The organism is Shewanella sp. T24-MNA-CIBAN-0130, assembly GCF_040310185.1.
GTDB lineage: Bacteria > Pseudomonadota > Gammaproteobacteria > Enterobacterales > Shewanellaceae > Shewanella > Shewanella psychromarinicola.
Genome location: NZ_JBEOPP010000046.1, coordinates 1 through 22,299, shown reverse-complemented (window position 1 = coordinate 22,299; position 22,299 = coordinate 1). Strand labels below are relative to the sequence as shown.

At 43.1% G+C, this 22,299-nt stretch carries 20 protein-coding genes; 10 read left to right on the top strand and 10 right to left on the bottom strand.

Features of this window, described 5'->3' with window-relative positions:
- Window positions 1-89: 89 nt before the first annotated feature.
- From mrdA to lipA, 8 genes are all read left to right on the top strand, one after another.
- A complete protein-coding gene (gene mrdA, locus AAEZ02_RS16330) occupies window positions 90-1,946 on the top strand; it encodes a penicillin-binding protein 2 (protein WP_124012370.1) in 1,857 nt (618 codons plus the stop codon).
- Complete coding sequence (gene rodA / locus AAEZ02_RS16325) at window positions 1,928-3,049, top strand: rod shape-determining protein RodA (RefSeq protein WP_283107445.1); 1,122 nt, start codon at window positions 1,928-1,930, stop codon at window positions 3,047-3,049. The genes mrdA and rodA overlap by 19 nt, the downstream gene beginning before the upstream one ends.
- A 65-nt stretch (window positions 3,050-3,114) precedes the next feature.
- Window positions 3,115-4,077 (top strand): lytic murein transglycosylase B, encoded by a 963-nt coding sequence (mltB, locus tag AAEZ02_RS16320; RefSeq protein WP_233768652.1) that lies wholly within the window; start codon window positions 3,115-3,117, stop codon window positions 4,075-4,077.
- Window positions 4,067-4,879, top strand: a complete 813-nt coding sequence (locus AAEZ02_RS16315) for a septal ring lytic transglycosylase RlpA family protein (RefSeq protein ID WP_124012372.1) — start codon at window positions 4,067-4,069, stop codon at window positions 4,877-4,879. The genes mltB and AAEZ02_RS16315 overlap by 11 nt, the downstream gene beginning before the upstream one ends.
- Window positions 4,880-5,032: 153 nt before the next feature.
- Window positions 5,033-6,244, top strand: a complete 1,212-nt coding sequence (locus AAEZ02_RS16310; protein ID WP_101034340.1) for a serine hydrolase — start codon at window positions 5,033-5,035, stop codon at window positions 6,242-6,244.
- A gap of 154 nt (window positions 6,245-6,398) precedes the next feature.
- On the top strand, window positions 6,399-6,665 hold the full coding sequence (gene ybeD, locus AAEZ02_RS16305; protein ID WP_101034339.1) for a DUF493 family protein YbeD: 267 nt from the start codon (window positions 6,399-6,401) through the stop codon (window positions 6,663-6,665).
- 93 nt (window positions 6,666-6,758) lie between these two features.
- Window positions 6,759-7,412 carry a lipoyl(octanoyl) transferase LipB gene (gene lipB / locus AAEZ02_RS16300; RefSeq protein ID WP_124012373.1) on the top strand — a complete coding sequence of 218 codons (654 nt, stop codon included), beginning with the start codon at window positions 6,759-6,761 and terminating at the stop codon, window positions 7,410-7,412.
- A complete protein-coding gene (lipA, locus tag AAEZ02_RS16295; RefSeq protein WP_124012374.1) occupies window positions 7,412-8,377 on the top strand; it encodes a lipoyl synthase in 966 nt (321 codons plus the stop codon). Before lipB ends, lipA begins: the two co-directional genes overlap by 1 nt.
- A gap of 86 nt (window positions 8,378-8,463) precedes the next feature.
- Here lipA and rimI read toward each other — a convergent pair whose 3' ends face one another.
- From rimI to AAEZ02_RS16275, 4 genes are all read right to left on the bottom strand, one after another.
- A complete protein-coding gene (gene rimI / locus AAEZ02_RS16290) occupies window positions 8,464-8,922 on the bottom strand; it encodes a ribosomal protein S18-alanine N-acetyltransferase (RefSeq protein WP_124012375.1) in 459 nt (152 codons plus the stop codon).
- Window positions 8,909-9,283: a DNA polymerase III subunit psi gene (locus AAEZ02_RS16285; protein ID WP_124012376.1), complete on the bottom strand. Its 375-nt coding sequence runs from the start codon at window positions 9,281-9,283 to the stop codon at window positions 8,909-8,911. Before AAEZ02_RS16285 ends, rimI begins: the two co-directional genes overlap by 14 nt.
- Before the next feature lie 345 nt (window positions 9,284-9,628).
- Window positions 9,629-12,058 (bottom strand): YbcC family protein, encoded by a 2,430-nt coding sequence (locus tag AAEZ02_RS16280; RefSeq protein WP_351124020.1) that lies wholly within the window; start codon window positions 12,056-12,058, stop codon window positions 9,629-9,631.
- 2 nt (window positions 12,059-12,060) lie between these two features.
- Entirely contained in the window at window positions 12,061-13,647 is a 1,587-nt protein-coding gene (locus AAEZ02_RS16275; RefSeq protein WP_233768626.1) for an NADH-quinone oxidoreductase subunit L, read from the bottom strand.
- A 98-nt stretch (window positions 13,648-13,745) separates the two neighbouring features.
- On the opposite strand from AAEZ02_RS16275, the gene AAEZ02_RS16270 reads away from it, so the two are divergent.
- Window positions 13,746-14,642 carry a LysR family transcriptional regulator gene (locus AAEZ02_RS16270; RefSeq protein ID WP_101034333.1) on the top strand — a complete coding sequence of 299 codons (897 nt, stop codon included), beginning with the start codon at window positions 13,746-13,748 and terminating at the stop codon, window positions 14,640-14,642.
- A gap of 249 nt (window positions 14,643-14,891) precedes the next feature.
- Here the strand turns inward: AAEZ02_RS16270 and AAEZ02_RS16265 are convergent, their stop codons facing one another.
- From AAEZ02_RS16265 to AAEZ02_RS16245, 5 genes are all read right to left on the bottom strand, one after another.
- Window positions 14,892-15,329 carry a copper resistance protein CopC gene (locus AAEZ02_RS16265; protein WP_124012378.1) on the bottom strand — a complete coding sequence of 146 codons (438 nt, stop codon included), beginning with the start codon at window positions 15,327-15,329 and terminating at the stop codon, window positions 14,892-14,894.
- A gap of 123 nt (window positions 15,330-15,452) precedes the next feature.
- Complete coding sequence (locus AAEZ02_RS16260) at window positions 15,453-15,758, bottom strand: DUF3240 family protein (RefSeq protein ID WP_101034331.1); 306 nt, start codon at window positions 15,756-15,758, stop codon at window positions 15,453-15,455.
- Complete coding sequence (locus AAEZ02_RS16255; protein WP_351124017.1) at window positions 15,755-18,808, bottom strand: efflux RND transporter permease subunit; 3,054 nt, start codon at window positions 18,806-18,808, stop codon at window positions 15,755-15,757. The genes AAEZ02_RS16260 and AAEZ02_RS16255 overlap by 4 nt, the downstream gene beginning before the upstream one ends.
- Before the next feature lies 1 nt (window position 18,809).
- Window positions 18,810-19,841, bottom strand: a complete 1,032-nt coding sequence (locus tag AAEZ02_RS16250; RefSeq protein ID WP_124012380.1) for an efflux RND transporter periplasmic adaptor subunit — start codon at window positions 19,839-19,841, stop codon at window positions 18,810-18,812.
- The gene (locus AAEZ02_RS16245; RefSeq protein ID WP_124012381.1) at window positions 19,838-21,079 is read right to left on the bottom strand and encodes a metal transporter; all 1,242 of its coding nucleotides are present in this window, start codon (window positions 21,077-21,079) and stop codon (window positions 19,838-19,840) included. Before AAEZ02_RS16245 ends, AAEZ02_RS16250 begins: the two co-directional genes overlap by 4 nt.
- Window positions 21,080-21,269: 190 nt before the next feature.
- On the opposite strand from AAEZ02_RS16245, the gene AAEZ02_RS16240 reads away from it, so the two are divergent.
- Window positions 21,270-21,767 carry a helix-turn-helix transcriptional regulator gene (locus tag AAEZ02_RS16240; protein WP_101034327.1) on the top strand — a complete coding sequence of 166 codons (498 nt, stop codon included), beginning with the start codon at window positions 21,270-21,272 and terminating at the stop codon, window positions 21,765-21,767.
- 241 nt (window positions 21,768-22,008) lie between these two features.
- On the opposite strand, the gene AAEZ02_RS16235 is transcribed toward AAEZ02_RS16240, so the two are convergent.
- Entirely contained in the window at window positions 22,009-22,137 is a 129-nt protein-coding gene (locus AAEZ02_RS16235; RefSeq protein WP_267898635.1) for a hypothetical protein, read from the bottom strand.
- Window positions 22,138-22,299: the final 162 nt, after the last annotated feature.

The window sequence follows — 22,299 nt, the reverse complement described above, 5'->3', positions numbered from 1 at the left end:
TCATGCAACTCTTTGTTTCATATTCATCAGCTGATACAGTGATCTTTTATCATCCATTCTTTCATTTGGTAACGACGGGGATAGCATAAGTGTCGCCAAAAAAGCGCATTACCATGCATGATCACGCCGCAGAGGCTGCGCTATTTAAACGCCGTGCATTATTTACTTTCATTTGCGTGTTATTGCTACTCTGTATACTATTTTCAAACCTTTATCAGCTTCAAATTGTCTCTTACAAAGACTATGAAACTCGTTCAAATGATAACCGTATCCGTGTGGTTCCGACCCCGCCTAGCCGAGGGTTAATTTATGACCGTAATGGCGTACTATTAGCGGAAAATCAACCTTACTATTCTTTAGAGCTTATTCCCGAAAAAGTCAGTGATATCACGGCAACCTTAGATGAGCTTAATAGCCTGATTGGACTCTCAGATGATGAGCGCGAAAACATCACTGAAACCCTAAAGTTTCATCGTCGTTTTAAGCCGTTAACCATCAAAAACAAATTAACTGACGAACAAGTAGCCATATTTAGTGTTAATCAATTTAAATTCCCCGGTATTTATGTTGAAGCAGGCTTAAAACGTCACTATCCCTATAATGAGTTAATGACTCATGTGTTGGGTTATGTCGGCAAAATTAATAGCCGAAATAAGTCGCAGCTTGAAAAAAGCGACCAATGGAAAAACTATGCGGCAACTAAAGACATTGGTAAGATCGGCATTGAAAAATTTTATGAAAGTTTACTTCACGGCATGCCAGGTCACCTCGAAGAAGAGGTTAATAATCGTGGCAGGGTGATCCGCACGCTCAACGTCACCCCCCCGACACCGGGGCAAGATATCTATCTCACACTAGACCTCAAACTACAGCAAAAAGCCATGGAGTTGTTAGCCGGTCGTAAAGGGTCCATTGTTGCAATAGACCCTAGGAATGGCGATATTTTAGCCATGTTCTCAAGTCCATCATATGACCCTAACCCATTTGTACATGGCATTACCTCTAAAGATTATAATGGGCTATTAAATGATAAATCACGTCCATTAATTAATCGTTCAACTCAGGGACAATATTCCCCAGCATCAACCATCAAGCCGCATGTGGCGTTACTCGGTTTAGAAGAGAAAATCATTAACGAACGCACTCGAATTTGGGACCCTGGCTATTGGCAAATGCCAGGTGTGGAGCGCAAATGGGGGGATTGGAAAAAATGGGGTCATGGCTGGGTAGATACCTACCATGCCATTGTCGACTCCTGTGATGTTTTCTTTTATGAGCTCGTCTATAAGGTTGGCATTGATAGAATGGCTATCTTTATGGACCGTTTTGGCTTTGGCAGAAGTACTGGTATTGATATTTTCGAAGAATCAAATGGCGTTATGCCCTCTCGAGACTGGAAAAGAATGCGTTACAATCAACCTTGGTATAACGGTGATACTATTTCGGTCGGTATTGGCCAAGGATATTGGACCACAACACCATTACAGCTTGCTAATGCCGTCACGATCATGGCAAATAAAGGCAAGCGATTTACGCCTCATCTATTAAAGTCATTTAAAAATAGTACCGTTAAAATGGATTCGCCCATTGATGAACAGCCGCCAATTGAGCTTAAAGATCCGCATAATTGGGACATTATTAATGAGGCGATGCGCCAAACTGCCGATAAATCTCGCTTTACTGATGCGAGCTATACCGCCGCAATGAAAACCGGTACCGCACAGGTGTTTAGTGTTGGCGAAGATGAAAAATATAATGCCGACACCATCGCCGAACACTTGCGCGACAATGCATTGGTTGTTGCTTATGCACCTTATGAAAATCCTCGTATTGTTTTGGCAGTCGTACTTGAACATGCTGGCTGGGGGGGGTCTAACGCTGGGCCGGTCGCAAGAGCACTGCTCGATGAGTATATTTTACGAGACGAATGGGCGGCAAAACCGTGAATAATCATCCATATCAAAAATCATTTTGGCAGAAGATACACATAGATGTGCCATTACTCACCGGCCTGTTAATACTAATGGGGGTTGGTCTCTTTATTATCTATTCAGCCAGCGGTGAAGATCCTGCGATGATGGAACGCCAGCTGGTCCGTATAACATTGTCACTGGGGGTCATGTTTTGTTTTGCACAAATCAACCCTGAAATACTCAGACGTTGGGCATTGCCGATTTATATCGCTGGAATACTGTTGTTACTGGGCGTCGACTGGTTTGGCACCATTAATAAAGGCGCACAACGTTGGTTGAATCTTGGGTTTATGGAGTTTCAGCCATCGGAACTGATAAAACTGGCCTTCCCGATCACCATGGCATGGTACATCAGTAAGTTTCCGCTACCGCCGAAAAAGCGCTATCTGGCGGGTGGTGTCATTATTTTGCTGATCCCAACACTCTTAATCGCTAAACAACCTGATTTAGGGACGTCTATTTTAGTGGCGGCCTCTGGGGTGTTTGTGTTGTTTTTATCCGGTATGAGCTGGTTGATTGTTGGCGGATTTATTACCGCCATTTTAATCTTTTTACCTATCATGTGGTTTTTCTTGATGCACGATTATCAGCGCACTCGAGTATTAACCTTATTTAACCCTGAACAAGATCCTCTCGGCGCGGGTTATCATATTATCCAATCCAAAATTGCCATTGGTTCTGGTGGATTGTGGGGTAAAGGTTGGCTTGATGGGACTCAATCACAATTAGAGTTTTTACCAGAGCGCCACACTGACTTTATCTTTGCGGTAATAGGAGAAGAGTTTGGACTCATTGGCAGTTTACTCTTATTGGCAATGTATTTATTTGTGATTGCCAGGGGCCTTGTTATCGCGTCACGAGCACAGACCAGCTTTGCCCGCTTATTGGCGGGCAGTATCACCCTAACATTCTTCGTCTACGTTTTTGTCAACATAGGCATGGTATCAGGAATTTTACCCGTAGTAGGTGTTCCTTTACCACTGATAAGCTATGGGGGAACCTCGATGCTGACCTTAATGACAGGCTTTGGTATTCTAATGAGCATTCACACCCACAGACGATTTGTCGACCGATAGGATTAACCGCAACTATGACAAAAATAACCGTTCAAATCGCCAGCCTAGCATTACTTAGCAGCGTCATGTTCAATCTCAATGCTGCAACTGAAAATGATCCCCAAGCATTACAAAATGCATTTGTAAAAGAGCAGGTAAAAAAAGGCGCTAGCAAGGCTGAGGTGGAACAATTTTTATCCACTTCCACCTTCGACCAGAACATCATTGATGCCATGACTAAACCATGGGAAGCCAAGCCTTGGCACCAGTATTATCCTATTTTCTTGACCGACAAACGCCTAGAAAAAGGCTTAGCTTTTTGGCAAGAAAACCATGCTGTGATTAGCCAAGCTGCTGAAAAATTTAACGTCGACCCCCAAATTATTGTCGCCATAATTGGTATTGAAACCTTTTATGGTGGCTACATGGGTAATTATCGTGTGCAAGACGCGTTGTACACCTTGGGCTTTTATTACCCACCACGCGCCACGTTCTTTCGCAGTGAATATGCCAATTTAATGTCGTTGATTAAAGAAGAAAAACTCGATAATGACACCTTAAAAGGTTCATATGCTGGCGCGATGGGCTATGGACAATTCATTCCTTCAAGCTACCGTCATTACGCGGTCGACTTTGATGGCGACGGTCGACGTGATTTGTTAACCAGTAAAGCCGATGCTATTGGCAGTGTCGCAAATTATTTTCATCAACATGGATGGCAACAAGGCCAACCCGTGGCATTATTGTTAAACCACACATCTAGCACAGCCCCTAAAGCAAAAGTATGGACCAAAGAAAAACTGCATTACAAGGTATCAGATATTCTTAGCCCAACACTGAGCTTAGCCAATAACCAAGATTTGGATGCTTCTCAAAAAGCCTTATTAGTCAAATTAGACCAAGCAGAGAATGTAGAGTATTGGTTAGGACTGAAAAACTTTTATGTCATCACTCGATATAACAGAAGCCCATTATATGCAATGGCGGTATATCAATTTAGCCAACAACTTAACGCTCATTATTTATCGGTAAATCAAAATGGCCATTAATTACCGTTTCATTCTATTGATCATTTTAAGCAGTTTATTACTCATAAGTTGTTCGTCAAATGAGGGTAAAAAATCCTCTCCACAACAAAAAAGCCGCTATCAAATGGCTAATGACCGTTATCCAGATGACGCACCAGACGTAAGCTTGGTTAAAAATGCCCAGCCTAAATACGAACCTTATAGCAGGCAAGGCAATCGTGATTACACGGTTTTAGGCAAAAGTTACCAAGTACTCGACAGTGGAAAGGGATTCAAAGAACAAGGTCATGCCTCATGGTACGGCTCAAAGTTTCATGGTCATTTAACCTCAAATGGTGAAACTTATGATATGTATACTATGTCAGCAGCACATAAAAACTTGCCTTTACCCAGTTATGTCAAAGTGACCAATTTAGAAAACAATAAGCAAATCATCGTCCGTGTAAATGACCGTGGACCGTTTCATCATGGTCGAGTCATTGATCTTTCTTATGCGGCGGCTTATCACTTAGGTATGCTGGCAAGAGGCACGACAAAAGTAGCACTTGAAACCGTTTACATTCCCTCACCAGAAGAGCGAGCCATTAGCGATTTAAACGATGCCGACAATCACTTTATTCAAGTTGTGGCCTCCCAAGATAAATTACGCATCAATATGTTGGCAAAGCAATTAGAAACCAAATACGCGGTTACCTCACGCGTATCCTCCACAAAGGGTATTCACAGATTACAATTGGGTCCGATCCGACAAATTCACCTCACCAATAAGTTGCTCGATCGTTTGCAAGCTGATGGCTATCCGCAAAGCTTTATCGTACCGTAAGCCATAATACTGGCGATAAGAGTCTCATTAAGGTTCATTTATATCGGATGAATGAACCTTAATGCGAAATGATGGCCTACTAATGTATAATCAATAAAATTATACCAATTGATTTTTGTCTTTTCTTCGACTAACTAGAGACGTGCTAACTTCATGATAACTTCCAAAACTGCTCAATTAACAACTATGCTCTTTGCATCAGTTGTGTGTTTTTCTTCACTCGCAGCAACGCCACAACCAGATGCACGTCCAACGCCTAATCGCGTACCTATGGTGACACCTGATGCACCCAGTGTTGCAGCCAAAGCTTATGTGCTAATGGATTATAATTCTGGCAGAGTCATTGCAGAAGAAAATGCCTACGAAAGTTTAAATCCAGCAAGCCTTACCAAGATGATGACCAGTTATGTGATTGGTCATGAAATCCGTGTCGGTAATATTTCATTAGATGATGATGTCACCATTAGCAAAAATGCTTGGGCAAAGAATTTCCCTGATTCATCAAAAATGTTCATTGAAGTGGGTAAAACCGTCAAAGTACACGACTTGAATCGCGGTATTATCATTCAATCGGGGAATGATGCCTGTGTTGCGATGGCAGAGCATATTGCCGGAACAGAAGGTGCATTCGTTGATCTAATGAATTCATGGTCCAAGCAATTGGGCATGAAAGACAGTTACTTTGAAAACTCTCATGGCTTAGATTCTGAAAATCACAAAACAACAGCTTATGATATGGCTATTTTAGGCGCTGCGCTGATCCGTGATGTGCCTGATGAATATCGTGTTTATGCCGAAAAATCATTTACCTATAACGGAATTAAGCAATATAACCGTAATGGCTTATTATGGGATAAAAGCTTAAACGTAGATGGTATTAAGACGGGCCATACATCAGGTGCTGGCTACAACTTAGTATCATCAGGCACCAGCGAAGGCATGCGTCTTATCACAGTCGTGATGGGTACCGCGAGTGAGTCTGCACGTAAGGCTGAGAGTAAAAAACTACTCAACTATGGTTTCCGTTTCTTTGAAACCATCACACCTTACAAAGCTGGCGATACCTTTGTGACTCAAAAGATTTGGTATGGCGATAGAGAAACGGTTGATCTTGGTGTCATGACCAATACTCCGATTACCATTAGCCGTGGTCAGGCAAAAGATCTACAAGCTAACTTTGAATTAACCAAACCATTAACGGCCCCGCTGGCAAAAGGCGAAACCGTAGGGCGTGTGTTTTTCCAGCTTGATGGAAAAGACATTGCTCAGTTTCCGCTAGTGACATTGAATGAAGTCCAAGAAGGCGGCTGGTTTAGCAAATTAATGGATTACTTTAAGCAAATGTTCGCCAGTCTGTTTGAGTAATTAAATTGATGTAGATTATTTATTAATGAATCTATTAGTGAATCAACTAATTAAAGCCGCCTGATCAGCGGCTTTAATATTTCAGATCTATCAGGCTTGAATCGGGTATAATTATCACCATATAAGTAATACCAAAACAGAATCGAGTAAGCTAATGTTAAATACAACGTTTGACCAAGTAATGGAATTTCCTAATTCGTGCCCTTTCAAAGTGATTGGTGAAGCAGATGATACCTTAGCCGATCGTGTTGTTGCCGTGGCGCAACAACTTGCGCCAGATGATTATGTTCCAAGCGTTAAAGCATCGAGCAAAGGCAGTTACTATTCAGTGACCATTCGGATTACGGTAACCAGCAAAGCGCATATTGAAAAAGCGTATATGGATCTTGCCGCAATTGAAGGCGTAAAAAGAGTATTGTAAACGCCAAAAAGTCATCATTACCTATATACTTGAGTATAATACTCAACAATTAATCCATTCATTCGATGGATACACCCAATTTATCTGGGGGAGATGTTACCCTTGCAAACACTGCACATTCGCCACCTTGGCATGCAAGACTATGAATCAACATGGCATGCCATGCAGGACTATACTGACACTCGTGATAGCGACAGCCAAGATGAACTTTGGATTGTTGAGCACCAGCCAGTATTTACCCAGGGTCAAGCAGGTAAAAGCGAGCATATACTCAACCCTGGTAACATTCCGGTTATTCAAGTAGACCGAGGTGGTCAAGTCACTTATCACGGACCTGGACAACTAGTGGTTTATCCACTTATCGATATCAAACGTTATAAAATAGGCGTTCGTCAGTTAGTGAACAATATAGAGCAAAGTATTGTGGATATGCTGACTTATTACGATATCAATGCGTACGCAAAAGCAGACGCACCGGGTGTTTATGTAGCAGAACGAAAAGTGGCCTCTTTAGGATTACGCATTCGTAAAGGTTGCTCTTTTCATGGCTTAGCATTAAATGTCGACATGGATTTAGCCCCGTTCCAGCGCATCAACCCTTGCGGATATGCCGGTTTAGAAATGGTGCAATGTAAAGCATTGGGGGGTCCACAGACCGTGCTTGAAGCTGGCGATAAATTAATCCAAACCTTTAGCCAAATTATGGGCTATCAACAACTTTTACATCATCAAGGATTAGCAGAATAATGAATAGGCCTGAAAGATTACAGCCAGGTGTCAAATTACGTGATGCCGAAAAAGTCGCTCGAATTCCTGTAAAAGTAGTGCCATCAGAGCGCGAAACTATGCTGCGTAAGCCAGATTGGTTGAGAGTCAAATTACCCGTATCAAATCAACGCATTCTCGACATAAAAGCGGCATTACGTAAAAATGGATTACACTCAGTGTGTGAAGAAGCCTCTTGCCCTAACTTAGCAGAATGCTTTAACCACGGTACGGCAACCTTTATGATTTTAGGGGCGATTTGTACCCGTCGTTGCCCATTTTGTGATGTAGCCCATGGTCGCCCGCTCAAAGCCGATGCTAACGAGCCTAAAAAGCTAGCGCAAACCATTCAAGACATGAAGCTGAAATATGTGGTGATTACCTCTGTAGATCGTGATGATTTACGTGATGGTGGCGCGCAACATTTCGCTGATTGTATTCGCGAAATTCGTTTGTTAAACCCTGAAATCAAGATTGAAACTCTGGTTCCTGATTTCCGAGGCCGTATTGATGCTGCTTTAGATATTTTAGCGACAGAGCCACCTGATGTCTTTAATCACAATTTAGAAACGGCTCCAGCGCATTATCGTAAAGCGCGTCCAGGCGCTAACTATCAGTGGTCATTAGATCTGCTTAAGCGCTTTAAAGAACGTCATCCAACTATTCCGACAAAGTCTGGTTTAATGATGGGTCTAGGCGAAACAAACGAAGAGATTGCCCAAGTATTACGTGATTTACGTGCCCATAACGTTGAAATGTTGACCCTTGGTCAATATTTACAACCGTCTAAATTCCACCTGCCCGTTGAACGTTATGTTCCACCAGCGGAATTTGATCAATTGAAAATACTAGCCGATGAGCTTGGTTTTACCCATGCAGCCTGCGGCCCATTGGTTCGTTCAAGCTACCATGCTGATTTACAAGCACAGGGTAAAGAAGTGAAGTAACCTTTTCCTTGAATAAAAAAACAGCGCTAAATTAGCGCTGTTTTTTTTCAATGAGTTCGAAACAAGCCTGATGCTTTACTCAAAAATCAATCCAATGATAAATCCATTAAAATTGCGTCTTCATAGCCATCATGGGTAGGGTAATAATTTTTACGCCGTCCAGCCTCAATAAAACCAACTTTATCATATAAGTATTTTGCTGCCTTATTTGACTGGCGTACTTCCAACATCAACACCACGGCGCCGGCATTTTTTGCATCATCAATGAGCTGCTGCATTAATGCCGCCCCCAAACCTGAACCTTGTTTTTCAGGTGCCACACAAATATCAAGTAAGGTCGCCTCATCAATAATCTGCTGTACTATCGCAAAACCACACAAATCATCTTGGCGCTTAATGCCCACTACTCGATATAAAGGCCCAAAACACTCTTTTAAGCTCATTTCAGACCAAGGATGTGTATGCGCTAGCTTTTCAATCTTCGCCATTACAACAGCATGCTCAACCCTAAGAGGCACAATTACCTCAGCATCAATGTTGTTCATTGGGCTCGCCTTTGCTCAATGGTTGAGTTTTATCTAAATACTGGGATATTTGCTGCCACAGTTGACGTTTTTCGTCTGCCTGAGCATGGAGTTCTGTTAATGGGGCGCTTACAATCCAAGCGACACGGGGACGGGTTTTTATCTTACGCATATCCCATATCACCTGTGGCCCTTTGACCATTTCACAATCAAATTCACACTGATCAATTTCAACGTCCAATAAACCGAGTACATCATTAATGAATGTTTGATCAGACAAATCGGCATCAAGATCATGTAACACTAAGTAAGGCTTTAACGGTTTATCGGCACTAAGCCAGCGAGTAATATTCATCGCATCTAAATAAGCAAATTTATCCATCGGACTCTCAAAACAAGGATACTGTGTTAAGCATAACAGCTAAGTAAACGAGGTTGTATGGTAATTTAACATCAAGCTTTGTTGGTATACGGTTTAATTAATAGCAATCAAATTCAGGTTGGTATTAGCATAAAACCGCACGTAAAAACCTCTCTCAGCACTCAGGTTGCTTCTATGTTGGCCCATAGATGAGTCGCAAGTTGAATCGAAAATACACGACTCTCGTGCTACGTCTGTTAGTCTTGGCATCGCTACCGAGTTTTCAAGCACCTCAAACACACCTATAAATCGATTGAATAATATCAATACCTTTGGCTTCACACTGATCTAAACGTGATAAATAGCTTATGTCTTGTCAGTCTCTTGGGGTAACCATTGGCCTTGGTAATAACGTTCTATCAAGCCTTCATCTGACCAGCGCAGCAGATACAACCATTGGTTATCTATCAGCCAACGAACATTGTCATGTTTTGCGGTGATTTGTTCGATAGGTTGCCGCGGTGCGGCTAAATAAACCGCTAAACGCTGTGGCTGGTGCATCCATTTTTCACCATCATGCAACGACTGCATCGACAAGCCAATGCGTAAATCGCCCCCATTACCTTCAAACACCCCAATATGACCTGCTACTGCGTTATGTAATAACTTATTGCCACAACCATATTTCAAATTATCGCTGACCGATGCGTTATATTGCATATTAATCCAATTGGTTACGACCATGGGCGCCGTCATAATTAATTCTAATACCGCAAAGCCATCATCATTTTGCCACTGATAGTCATGTAAAAAACTACGACCTTGTAGATTGATATTTCTGGTCCAACACCGAGGTGCAACAATAAAGGCGGCATTGTTTGCCAGTCCCCACTCGGGACGCACTTGAGACCAGTCATGACTGCGTTGAGTATAAAATCGGTCCAGCACAGCTGCACTGCTGTTAGCCAAACTCGGGGCGATTTGCACGATACGTTCTCGTTGTGCTGTTTCGGTAGCCGCTTGTAGCCATGACGCGACGGTCTGATCGAGTTTGGTATCAAAACAATCAATATGATCCGTGGTGGTGTTATGCAGTGCAGCCACAAACCGTGTCGCCGCGGGGATCGTAATACCTAATTCTGTCAATACCTTACGTACCTCTTGATCATTGAGCAATTGGGCTAAAACACGCACATTCACTTCACCAGATTGCCCACCACAGGCACCACAATCTAAACCTGCTGCATGCAAATTGTTGCTTGTATGGCTGCCATGCCCAACCAGCAGCACGGTAGCGGCAAACTGGTCTAGTCCCATCGCATGTAGAATGCCTTTTGCCAGTTCGGCTTTATCGGTTACTGATAGTACCTGAGCATTTTTTCGCAGCAGCCAGCTTTTTTGATGGGTCAGCGCATTAACAGGATGATCAGTTTGTGTAGCAAAAAATGACCTTTTTAGCATCTTAAAGGCATAAAGCCATCCCATGGATTCCACCATAGAAAATGCCGAAGGGGCAGCTTGTGACCATGTTTGCCACCGCGCCTTTATATTGAGCGTATCGACTTGCGTTTGGGTATCACGCCATTCAGACACTTGTATAACCGGCTTTAACAATCCCGGTAACTGAGGTCGAGACAGTTCACTATCGTGCGGTTGATACTCTAAAGGTAAACCAAAGAAACCGGCAAACCCTATTGTTTGAATGTCATCACTTTGATTTTCTAACGCTCGACGTATCACCTCTGAACGCACATCAATGCAAAATGCCGCTTGTAGCCTTGATGTTGTCATCAGCTGTTTTTTAGCATTGATTAACTGAGTGTTAAGCCAAGCTTGATAACTCAACTCAGCGGCCTTTGCCCACACCCAAAGGGGTTTCTGTACTTGCTCATGTTGCTCAACTAAAAGCGCTAATTGGTCTTTTTCACCTAACCAAAGTGCAACTAATTGAGCGAAACTATCTGTTTGTTGTGCCTTTAAATAGCGCCAAATGACCAATTCCCAAGCCATACGGATCGCGAGTAGTTGCAACATTTCATCGCAGGGTTTTGCATGTAAGTCACCTTGCCAGCGCAAATAAGCAACCCAAGACGCCCAACCATTAATATCGAGTAGCAATGCATGGGCATAATCTTCTATCACAGTGTCATCAACACCCAGTTCATCAACCGCCTCAGCGAGCAAAGTCTCAGCATCTGGTGGCAATTGCTGAAAATACTGCTGCAAACCGGGTTCATCCATAATAATACTGATCCCTCGGTCACGACGTGTCATATCGAGCCAGTGACGATATAAATCTGCCGGAGCTGAAATATCGCTAGCAGGAAAAATAGGGCGCAATTGTTGATAGTATGCAGCGCAAAACTGACTAATTTGATGAATAATTTCATCACGCCATGCCATCTTGTGCTGGTCACGTTGGTTATCCAATAAATCGGCAATATTATGCCAGTGAGCAAGATCATCTTCTTGGTTAAGAAAGATCGCGAGTTGCTCGACGGACATCGCGATGCCTTGTTGCTCAGCCGCTAATTGCAACGCATCTTGGCTGATTTCGCCTTGTGCATATAAATGGCGATAATGAGCTTTTGGCATTAAACACTCAACCCGATCAAGTGCAGAGACTCGCGCTGAGACCTGTTCGATTGGCTGGTCACGCATTTGCCAAAAGGGATTAACGGCAATCATTTGATCGAGCGGCCATGTGGGTGCTATTTTCTGACCCGCAGTGGTCAATAGTGCCTTTTGGGTTTCAGTCAGCTGCCCCACCGAGGTTGATTTAATCGCGACATTCATGCTTATAACTCCTCAATTTTAGTGGCTTTGGTGCTGTCTAAAACCTTAATGTTGGTGCGCACAGGCAACCGCACAGGCCACACTTTTAACGTCAGTCGTGTCAGCCACTCATCTAAATATAAACCGGCAAACAAATCGATATACAAGTGCTGCAGTGCCGGTTTATGTAGCTGATATCGCAGCATCCAACTCAGAACAAACAAGCTGACAAATAACAGTATCGCGACAATATCAACCGCACTAAAAGCCTCAACCTGCAATGCTGGCGAGGTGGTAATAATTTCGCCAAACACCCACTTAAACCCGCTGTAACTGAGCACCAATAAGATGGTTAATAGCAAGACGGGCATAATGCTGCTGCGTAAACGCTCACTATGACGTTGGGCAATTAACATCGTCAGGGCCAAAACTAACAACAGCCAAACACTCCATACACCTTGATAGTCCAATGCCATTACTGCCACCGATACAATGAGGGTAGAAAAGACTGCTGCCACTATCCAATCTATCAGGTTAGGATTGGCCGCTGGCGCAAGACGACGTTGCATGTCTTGATACACTGCGCTCCCAGAGTTCAAAAATGCATACGCTTTATAGACTGAATGAGTGAGTAAATGCACTAATGCTAATTCAAATAAACCCAATGCACATTCAACTAACATCAAGCCCATTTGCGCACTCGTTGACCAAGCTAAGCGTACCTTTACACTAATTCGAGTGGCCATGATCAATGCGGCGATAACCGTGGTGAATCCAGCAACAATAATCACTAACCACTGGGCAACGGCAGATTGAATAAACAAAGGGCCAAATAAAATCAGCAAAAATCCACCTAAGTTAATGACCCCAGCGTGCAGTAATGCACTGACAGGTGTTGGCGCTTCTACAACCTGCATTAACCAGCCGTGAACGGGTAATTGCGCGCATTTAATCAAGGCCGTTACCGCGATGAGTACTGCAGCAATATGATCAACGGTGGTAAGTTGCACACTATTGTCTATAGCAACGGCATTAAAGTGAGCCACTAAGTCACTTATCAATAACGTACCATGCTGCTGATACAACAAAATAATCGCAGCCATTAACGACATTTCTGCGGTTCGTGCTAATAAGAATTTTTTATGGGCAGCAAGCGCTGCACGAGGACGTTCAGGATAAAAAGTTAACAGCTTATGCAAAGCTAAGCTAATCGATACCCAACCCAACCAGAACAATAGCAAGTGGTTGCTAATAACCACCAACGAAACAGCGGCAAGGGTATTAAGTAGCCAGTGCCAATAAGTACCGCCACGGGGTTCGCCCGCCATGTAATTGCGAGAAAATGCAATTAAGATGACACTCATAAATACCACCAGCCCCATCATCACTAAGCTTAGCTTTGATTGGCTAATGTATTGCGCATCAGCGTCTAGACTAGGTAAGCCCAGTATCGCAGCTAATGCAGCCATAAAGAGCAACACAATAAGGCCACTTACGTTAACTAACCATGTCGCTTTATTTTTTAAACTAGCACGACCACTCCACCCGCTAGCAAAAATTAACGTGATTGGAATACTTAACAAAAAAACGGATGATAACGCTATATTCATAAACAGCCTCTTCTTTTAGTCGTAAGAGTATGTCAGAGCTATATCTTTAATAAAAACATATATAAACTAATAAAACGTTCTGTTTTGGTTAACTATTAATGAGCCGTCTTAATTATCATCATCTTTACTATTTTTGGCGCGTAGCGGTTGTGGGTAACCTGACCCACGTCGCCAAAGACCTGCATATTTCACAGTCCGCATTGTCGGCCCAAATTAAGCAATTTGAACACAACATGAATGTTAACTTGTTTGAGCGAAGAGGTCGGCGCCTGATCCTAACCGCTCATGGCCATCGTGTGTTGGCATATGCTAACGATATATTTAGCAAAGGCGAAGAGCTTGAGTCATTTTTACGTAAAGGCAGCATCAGTGAAAAGCAGCATTTATCTATCGGAGTATTAACCACGTTATCACGAAATTTTGTAGAGAGTTTTATCAGCCCGTTACTTGCTAATGCGGATGTGAGTTTTTCTTTAACAGCTAAAGGAATGAGTAATCTCTTAAACGGACTCGCTAATCATGAACTTGATTTGGTGCTAACCAATCGACCGATCAGTGTCGATAAAAAAGATCCATTATGGCAAACCCAACTAGTCTCCCGTCAGCCCCTGGCGATTGTTGGCCCAAAAGGCAAGGTGATTAACGACAGTTTTCCTAATGGTTATCAGGACATGCGTTGGGTATTGCCCGGTAAGAACAGTGAAATTAGGGCTGCATTTAACTCCTTTTGTGCAACCTGGCAATATCAACCAGATGTGCAAGCAGAAGCCGATGACATGGCAATGCTTCGCCTTTTAGCCCGAGACAGTGGCGCATTGGTAGTGCTACCGCCTGTCGTCGTTAAAGATGAAATTGAACAGGGTATTTTAGAAGTGTATCAACGCTTACCCAATGTGTACGAGAATTTCTATGCCATTACGACCCAACGAAAGTTTGTCCCAGAGGTGTTATTAGCACTGTTAAAACAACATATAGACACTGAAGTCAGCAATTAACGGATAGCAATACAAACGCCCGGTATATGACGACCACCGCGGCCAATAAGATTGCCATCAAGCATTGATAAATGACGATCGTCAATCCAGCGCACCTAACGATATTGGCACGCTTACTTAACTTTATCGGCAAACATAACATCCGTTTAGGCGCTGGCGCTTAACTAACATTTTGTTGGCTCGTAGCCCTTGGCTCATAGTCGATAGTCGATAGTCGATAGTCGATAGTGATAAGGTCATCCCCGTGGGCTAATGATGCAACTTTTTATGCAATATTCCGTATTTGTGCGTTTTGGTTGATGGTCGAGGATAGATGTCATCATCTGGTATTGTTAACGTTACATCCCCCTGTTGAATTGAATTATCATGGTTGTGGATCCGCCATAAAATGAGATAGTCAGCGGGAGCAAGTTTGGGGATCTCAAAAGAAAATGCCTTATGTTCACCCTTAGGGACTTGAACACCTAAGTTAATCAGGTAACCGTCGTTATCCTTAATAGTCATTGACGTTAAGATAACGGCCTCATCGAATGAAATCTTCATTATACTCGCAGGAGCCATAATGAACTCTACGGCTACACTACGATCAGTTACGGTGCGATCATTTGGGCTTAGCTCATTGGCAGAAACGCGGTTAGTGGCCAACATCGTCAATAAAAATAGTCCGAAACAGTTATAAAATGTCATTTGTAACGCCTTATCATTTAGCTAAATAATGATAATCAGACTGTAAAACCCGTTGCATACTAGCTTCGAAATTCCAACAGGCTACGGCAGTAGCCTCTAACTCATATAACAACTGACTGTCTGCTAACATAAAGTACCGCTATGTACGATTGGCGTGATCCAGTAACGACAAGGATTGTTTTTACACACAACAGCGAGGGCGCTCAATAATGCCTGTTGCTGCTCAAGCGGATGCATAATTTCAAATTTACAAAACTCCCGGTAACCTTCAACTTGCTCCTTAATATTAAAGTGGCTGTGCTCGCGACTAAAACCACAGATATTACCTAGGCTAAAACCTGACAAGAAATCAAGCTCAATTAAGGTATCGACGATATCATCCTTGATATCATTTTGGGCGATCAGCACTAACAGTTGCTCGGTGATCATCGACGTTTCTCCAGCCAGTAATAAAGGATGGGCAATAAATAAAGTGTTGTGATGGTTGATGTTAACAAACCACCTATGACCACAATGGCTAAAGGTTTTTGGATTTCAGCACCCGGTCCAGAAGCAAATACCAGCGGCATTAACCCAAACATCGCTGTGGTGGCCGTCATCAAGATTGGCCGTAAACGCCTGGCAGCGCCCTGCTCTACTCGTGCCAATAAACCACTGAATAGATGTTTGGTCTGCTCATAATAACTCACCATCACCACGCCATTGAGTACCGCCACGCCAAGCAGTGCAATAAAACCGACAGATGCTGGTACAGATAGATATTCACCGGAAAAATATAAGCTCACAATACCGCCCATCATGGCAAACGGCACGTTAGCGAGGATCAAACCGGCTTTAGCCAGTGAGCCAAAAGTGGTGAACAAGATTAGCGTAATTAATGCAATCGCTATTGGGATAACCAGCAGTAAATTATTGGTCGCACGTTGTTGGTTTTCAAACTCGCCACCAAAGCTGACACTGTATCCGCTAGGAAACTTGATCTCGGCGGTAATTTTAGCGTTGAGCTCTTCTACAAAACTGACGATATCGCGTCCCTGCACGTTAGTAGTGATAACCGAGAAACGATCGCCTTGCTCTCGTTCAATTAAAATCGGTCCTTCTTTGTAGCTTAACTTGGCCACATCGGTAATGCGCTTCAGTGAATGATCCGGCATCACCAGCAACTGATTTTGCAGTTCATGAATGCTACTTAAGCCACTTTGATTATTGGCTATCAATACTGGCGTGCGCTTCTTACCTTGTAGCACTTCGGTGACAACCACCCCTTCGAGTTGACTCTTGAGGTAACGAGCAAACTCCATGGTACTCATGCCAAAACCGCGAGCCAATTCGTTATCTAAGGTTAAATTGATAAAAGGACTGCCTTCAATCATCGACATTTTGACATCAATACTGCCGCTCGTGGCACTGACCAACTGCTCTATCTGAGCGGTTAATTGCCCAAGAGTATCAATATCGGTGCCAAATACCTTAATGGCCACATCACCAATACTGCCGGTAAGCATTTCCGAGACGCGCATCTGGATAGGCTGGGTAAAGTTAAAATTCACCCCAGGAAAATTAAGCAGCTCGCTGCGAATCGCCTCAATTAATTGCTCTTTATGATCAAATCGCCATTCATCCCGTGGAGCAAGCTCCAGAAATACATCGGTCTCATTAAGGCCCATAGGATCTAAACCAATTTCATCGGCTCCGGTGCGAGCAACCATCTGCTTAATCTCAGGAACTGCAGCAAGCAAGGTCTGCTGAATTTGCTTATCAATCGCAATAGAGGCCTCAAGCGAGATAGAAGGCGATTTTTCTAGCTGTAAAATGATGTCACCTTCATCTAAGGTGGGCATAAAGGTTTTACCCACTAAGCTAAACAAGCCTAAGCTGACAATGAGTAAGACGAACGCGATGATTATAAAAGGCTTTTTATGATTAAAGGTACTTTTAAGGCTGCTGAGGTAGGCGGCTTTGAGTTTTTCAATGGCCTTGGGTTCTTGGGCGGCCTTTTCATTAACAAGATAAGAGGCAACTACCGGAATGACGGTGAGCGATAACACCAATGCCGAGAACATGGCGAACACGATTGTCACCGCAACAGGAGTAAACAATTTGCCCTCAAGCCCTGTTAACGTCAGTAACGGCGAGAACACTATCATTACAATCACAGTGCCAGACACCACAGGAATGGCGACATCTTTAGTGGCACGATAAATAAGATGTAAGCGCGGTAAACGTTGCTTAGTCGCAATCAGGTTGACCATGTTTTCAACCACCACCACTGAAGAATCAACCAACATACCAATGGCAATCACTAATCCCCCCAAGCTCATCAGATTGGCAGAAAGATTGAATAGATCCATCATCAAAAAAGTCATCAATGCAGCGAGAGGCAAAGACAATGACACCACCAAAGCGGCGCGGACATTACCTAAAAACAGAGCCAATAGCACAATGACTAACAGCACAGCTTCAAACAATGCACTTGAAATAGTATTGATGGCGGTATTAATTAGATTAGCGCGATCATAAAAGGTATTAATCACACTGCCTTCAGGTAACGTTACGCTTATCTGTTCAAGCTTGTCTTTAATGCTGCTGACCACTTGGGCAGTATTGGCATCTTTAAGGGCAATAATTAATGCCTCAGCAGCCTCTTCACCGTCTTTGGTCACGGCGCCATAACGAGCCAGATGGCCAATTTGAATGTCAGCCAAGTCCCTAAGGCGATACACCTTGGCGTCATCGGCCTTAATCACCAATTGCTTAAGTTCATCAATATCATCAATGCGCCCTTCAGCGCGGACGATAATAGTATCGGTGCCAATAGTGAGCTTGCCGGCGCCTTCATTATGGTTATTATCAATAATCGCTTGTTGTAATGAGGCAAAACTCACCCCGGCGGCGGCCATCGCTGAAGGATTGGGATTAATGCTAAAGCTCTTAGCATAACCGCCCAAAATATTGACATCGGCGACCCCAGCAACGGTGCGCAGCAGTGGGCGAACTTCCCATTCCAGTAACTGCCTGCGTTCCATTAAAGATAAATTAGGGTTTTCCAGAGTGAACATAAAAATCTCACTCAATGGCGTACTCATAGGTGCAACACCACCCGATACGCCCTCTGGAAAACTGTCCCACACCGCGGCTAGTCGCTCGCTCACCTGCTGTCTTGCCCAATAGATATCAGTCCCTTCGATAAAATCCAAGGTAATGTCGCTGATGGCGTACTTGGTCGTTGAGCGTAAAATAGCCTGATTCGGTATACCTAATAACTCAGTTTCGATAGGCACGGTAATTTGAGCTTCAATTTCTTCAGGGGTCATGCCCGGTGCTTTTAGGATGATTTTCACTTGGGTCGGTGAAATATCAGGAAACGCATCCAGCGGAATAAAAAACCAAGCGCGAGCGCCAGCTAACATTAATATCAGCGCCACAATAAGCACGAACAGGCGCTGAGTGAGCGAAAAACGGATCACGGAAGCGAGCATATTATTCGCCTCCTAAGCCAAGTAATATTCCTTTAACAGCAGCAACAGATTGAGATAACACTTGTATTTGGCTTAAGTCTTGATCACTAGCAACAATATATTCATCAGGGGTAGAGCCTAAAATATCGATACTGAGCGCGGACAATGTTTGCGTTGTTTGTATAAAGATTTGGCTCTCTTGTTGCCAACTAAATACGCTATTTTTGGGTAACAGATACACGGCTTTTTGATACTCAGGTATCGCGGTGATTTGCTGCCCTAACAGTAGGTTACACTCTTGAGGTACCGGCATTGACCATGCAGTTAAAAACACACCATCCGCAATGGCCGATACTTCATCTATCGCAATATGACACTGATTAATGTTAACCGCCGATAATGAGGTTGATTGACTCATGGGCACATTCACCTTAACCCTAATACTGTCGGTGGGTACCAGCGAAAATAACTGGGCGCCGGCGGTATAAGGGCTATTGAGATGATTAAGATTGACTATGCCTGCAACGGGTGCCATCACCACTAACGATTCTGTATCAGCATCGATGCTTTGCACCATCTCCATAAAATGTTGCATATGCTCGTATTCAAGGTGAGTACTGAAATAGTCTTGACTGATCTCGCGCCACTTATCCGTGCTAATACTGCCATTGTTTAATAGCGGCTTGTTGCGGTCATAACGCTGTTTAGCAAGTTGATAAAGACTTTTAGCCGCCTCTATTTGAGCCAGAAAATGAAACACTTCAGGCCCGGTCAATCTTACAATCGCCCGGCCTTTGGTGACAATTTGCCCCTGGCCCACTAAAAACGTCACTTGTTGGATATTTTCAGGTGTACTGACCCAATAATCATTACCGGGTAAGCGCTCTATTTGTGCTGGCAGAGAGCTACCTTCATAACTGGCCACTTTTCGAGGCTGAATATAGCTCAGTTCTAAGCTACCCAATTCGGCAAGTGATATCGACTCCGCGGACGCGAAACTGGCTGAGAAACAGATTGATATACATAAAAAGCTGGCACCAAACTTGGCCATCATAATGAAATTCCTAAGGCTTGCAGTTGCTGAGAGTGAAGTTGTTGCTGAGAGACTTGGTTAAGCGCTAATTGCGATTCGGTATCAAGCGCATCCATATAGCGGCGCAGCCAGATTTCATAGCCAATTTGATTTTGATCTTTCACTTTTGCTAAATGTTCAGTAATGGTTCGGCTTAGCGTCAGCCCGCGCTGCAACAACTGCTGCTGTTGGCGGAGACTTTGCTGTTGCATTGCAAGCTTTTCTGTTTGAGTTTTTAATTCAAGGTAGATGCGTTCACTGTTTAGACTTTGTTCTTGATGGTCTTTTTGCCAAATGGACAGCTCACTTTGTGATAACGCCGAGCCAAAGCCCAGTGGCACGCTAATTCCGAGCCCTAAATGTTGGTCATTAAATTGATCGCCAGCGGTTTCTTTTGCGGTCAATGACAGTGTCCAGGGATCTTGCTCTCCTGCTTGCTGACTTTTAATCATTAACAACTGTTGTTGCTGTTGCAAAGATTGCAATTGCCACAATGGATGCTGCATTAACGCCACGTGAATCGCATCAAAGTTATTGGTTTCAAGTTGAGAGATTTCATGGCCGTCTTCTTCTATTTTCTGGGGCATTTCGTTAAGGCCAGTTAACGAACGAAAAAGAGAAAGCGCCTCAGCTTGTTGCTGCTTAAGATCAATCTGGGCTAAATCAATATCAACGCGCTCACGCTCGAGCAGTAATAAATTCACCACAGGTAACTCTCCAACATCGGAAAGTTGCTTTTGCTGAGCATATAATTTTTCGAGTAAACTGGCTTTACGATTCAGCTGACTAAGCTTGACCGATGCAATGCGATGGTCCCACATGCTTTGTCTGAGCAATCCAGATAAGTACAATTTTTGTAACGCTACTTGTTGGCCTTGCAAAGCTTGCGTCAACTGTCTTAGCTGTTTATCGCTGCTGTGCAAACTCAATGATTTCATCGGTAGATTGAGCGATACCTCTTGCTCGTAAATGTTATTATTATCAAGGTCGCTAAGGTAACTTAAACTAATAATGGGTAAGCCTGACAACCAAGTCGAACTGCTCAACTCTACACCACGACCATCATTGAGTGGCGTGCCATTGAGTTGTGTCGCTTTTAACCTAGCTTGGCTTATTTGCACAAGTTGTGGCAGTTCATTGCTAAAAGCGACATGGCTAAAAATACCGCTAGCTAAAGTAATTAAAAGACATATTTTGAAACTAAACTTAACCGCAGACATAAGTAATTTCTTTTACCCCAAATGTATACAGATTGTAACGGTTACCCCCTAGAATACATGGGGAATATGTATCATAATGATGGGTATAGTACATATGTACCATAAATTAGATAACTGATTTTATTGAATTAAATTAATAAGCATCATTTTTAGTTAATTTGTATTACTTATTCGTTTCAGGATCTCTGCCATGAAAAAAGATGTAGCCATTATTGTATTATTACTGCTGATAACGCTGTTTAAGCTGTTTGACATCATCGCTGACTTGCAGCTCGAGATCCCTGCTTGGCATATAGCGCAAGAGAGTATTTTGGTATTGCTTACCATAGTGGGGAGTATCTATTTAGGTTACGACCTCATACGCAGTTCTCGCCAAGTAAAAGCGCTGGGGTTCAAACTCGCAAACGCTGACAAACAGATCAATAACATGTCGAGCAAAATGCGCGCAGCCAGACAAGAATATAGTCAAACGATTGCCATTCAATTTGATACTTGGGGTTTTACAAAAAGTGAGCAGCAGGTTGCCCTTTTATTGTTAAAAGGGCTCAGTTTTAAAGAGATTGCCGAAGTGCGACTAACAAAAGAAAAAACGGTTCGTCAACAAGCCTCAACGATTTATAGTAAAGCTGAAGTCGATGGCCGCCACACTTTCAGTGCTTGGTTTATGGAAGATTTTATTCAAGACTAAAGACTTAAGATCTGGACTCGGTGTAAGACGTAACGTCTACCTGTGTGCTCACTGCTACATTTTATTATTGGCTCAACGGATAACGTAGACATAGCGATAGATCAGTTTTTACTGAGAAAGAGAAAGAGAAAGCGGGATTCCCAGAGACTGTCATTTTTCAACGAATGTGTCTAGTATTCCTAGGCCTTACCAGTCTGTAGGTGTTAATTAAACGTCAAATTCTCCCCCCCATCATTTGAGCTTAAAAATTGGCATTTTCACCCACATTCTCACCGACATAGTAAGCAATGATTTTCTTTCTCTGTTTATCAAGACGTAATAGCCCCAATCCATAATCGGTTGTGCGGTCATTATTGGACACTAAGGTCATATTTTCAGTGCCGATGGTTTGAACTCTTTGATAATATTTTCAGGAATACCACATAATCCAAGACCCCCCGTAATGATGGTTATACGTAAGCGCTCAATTAACCGCACATACCAATAACCTTCAAATGTGACATGATTATTTCCTAACTAAATCTAGGAAAAC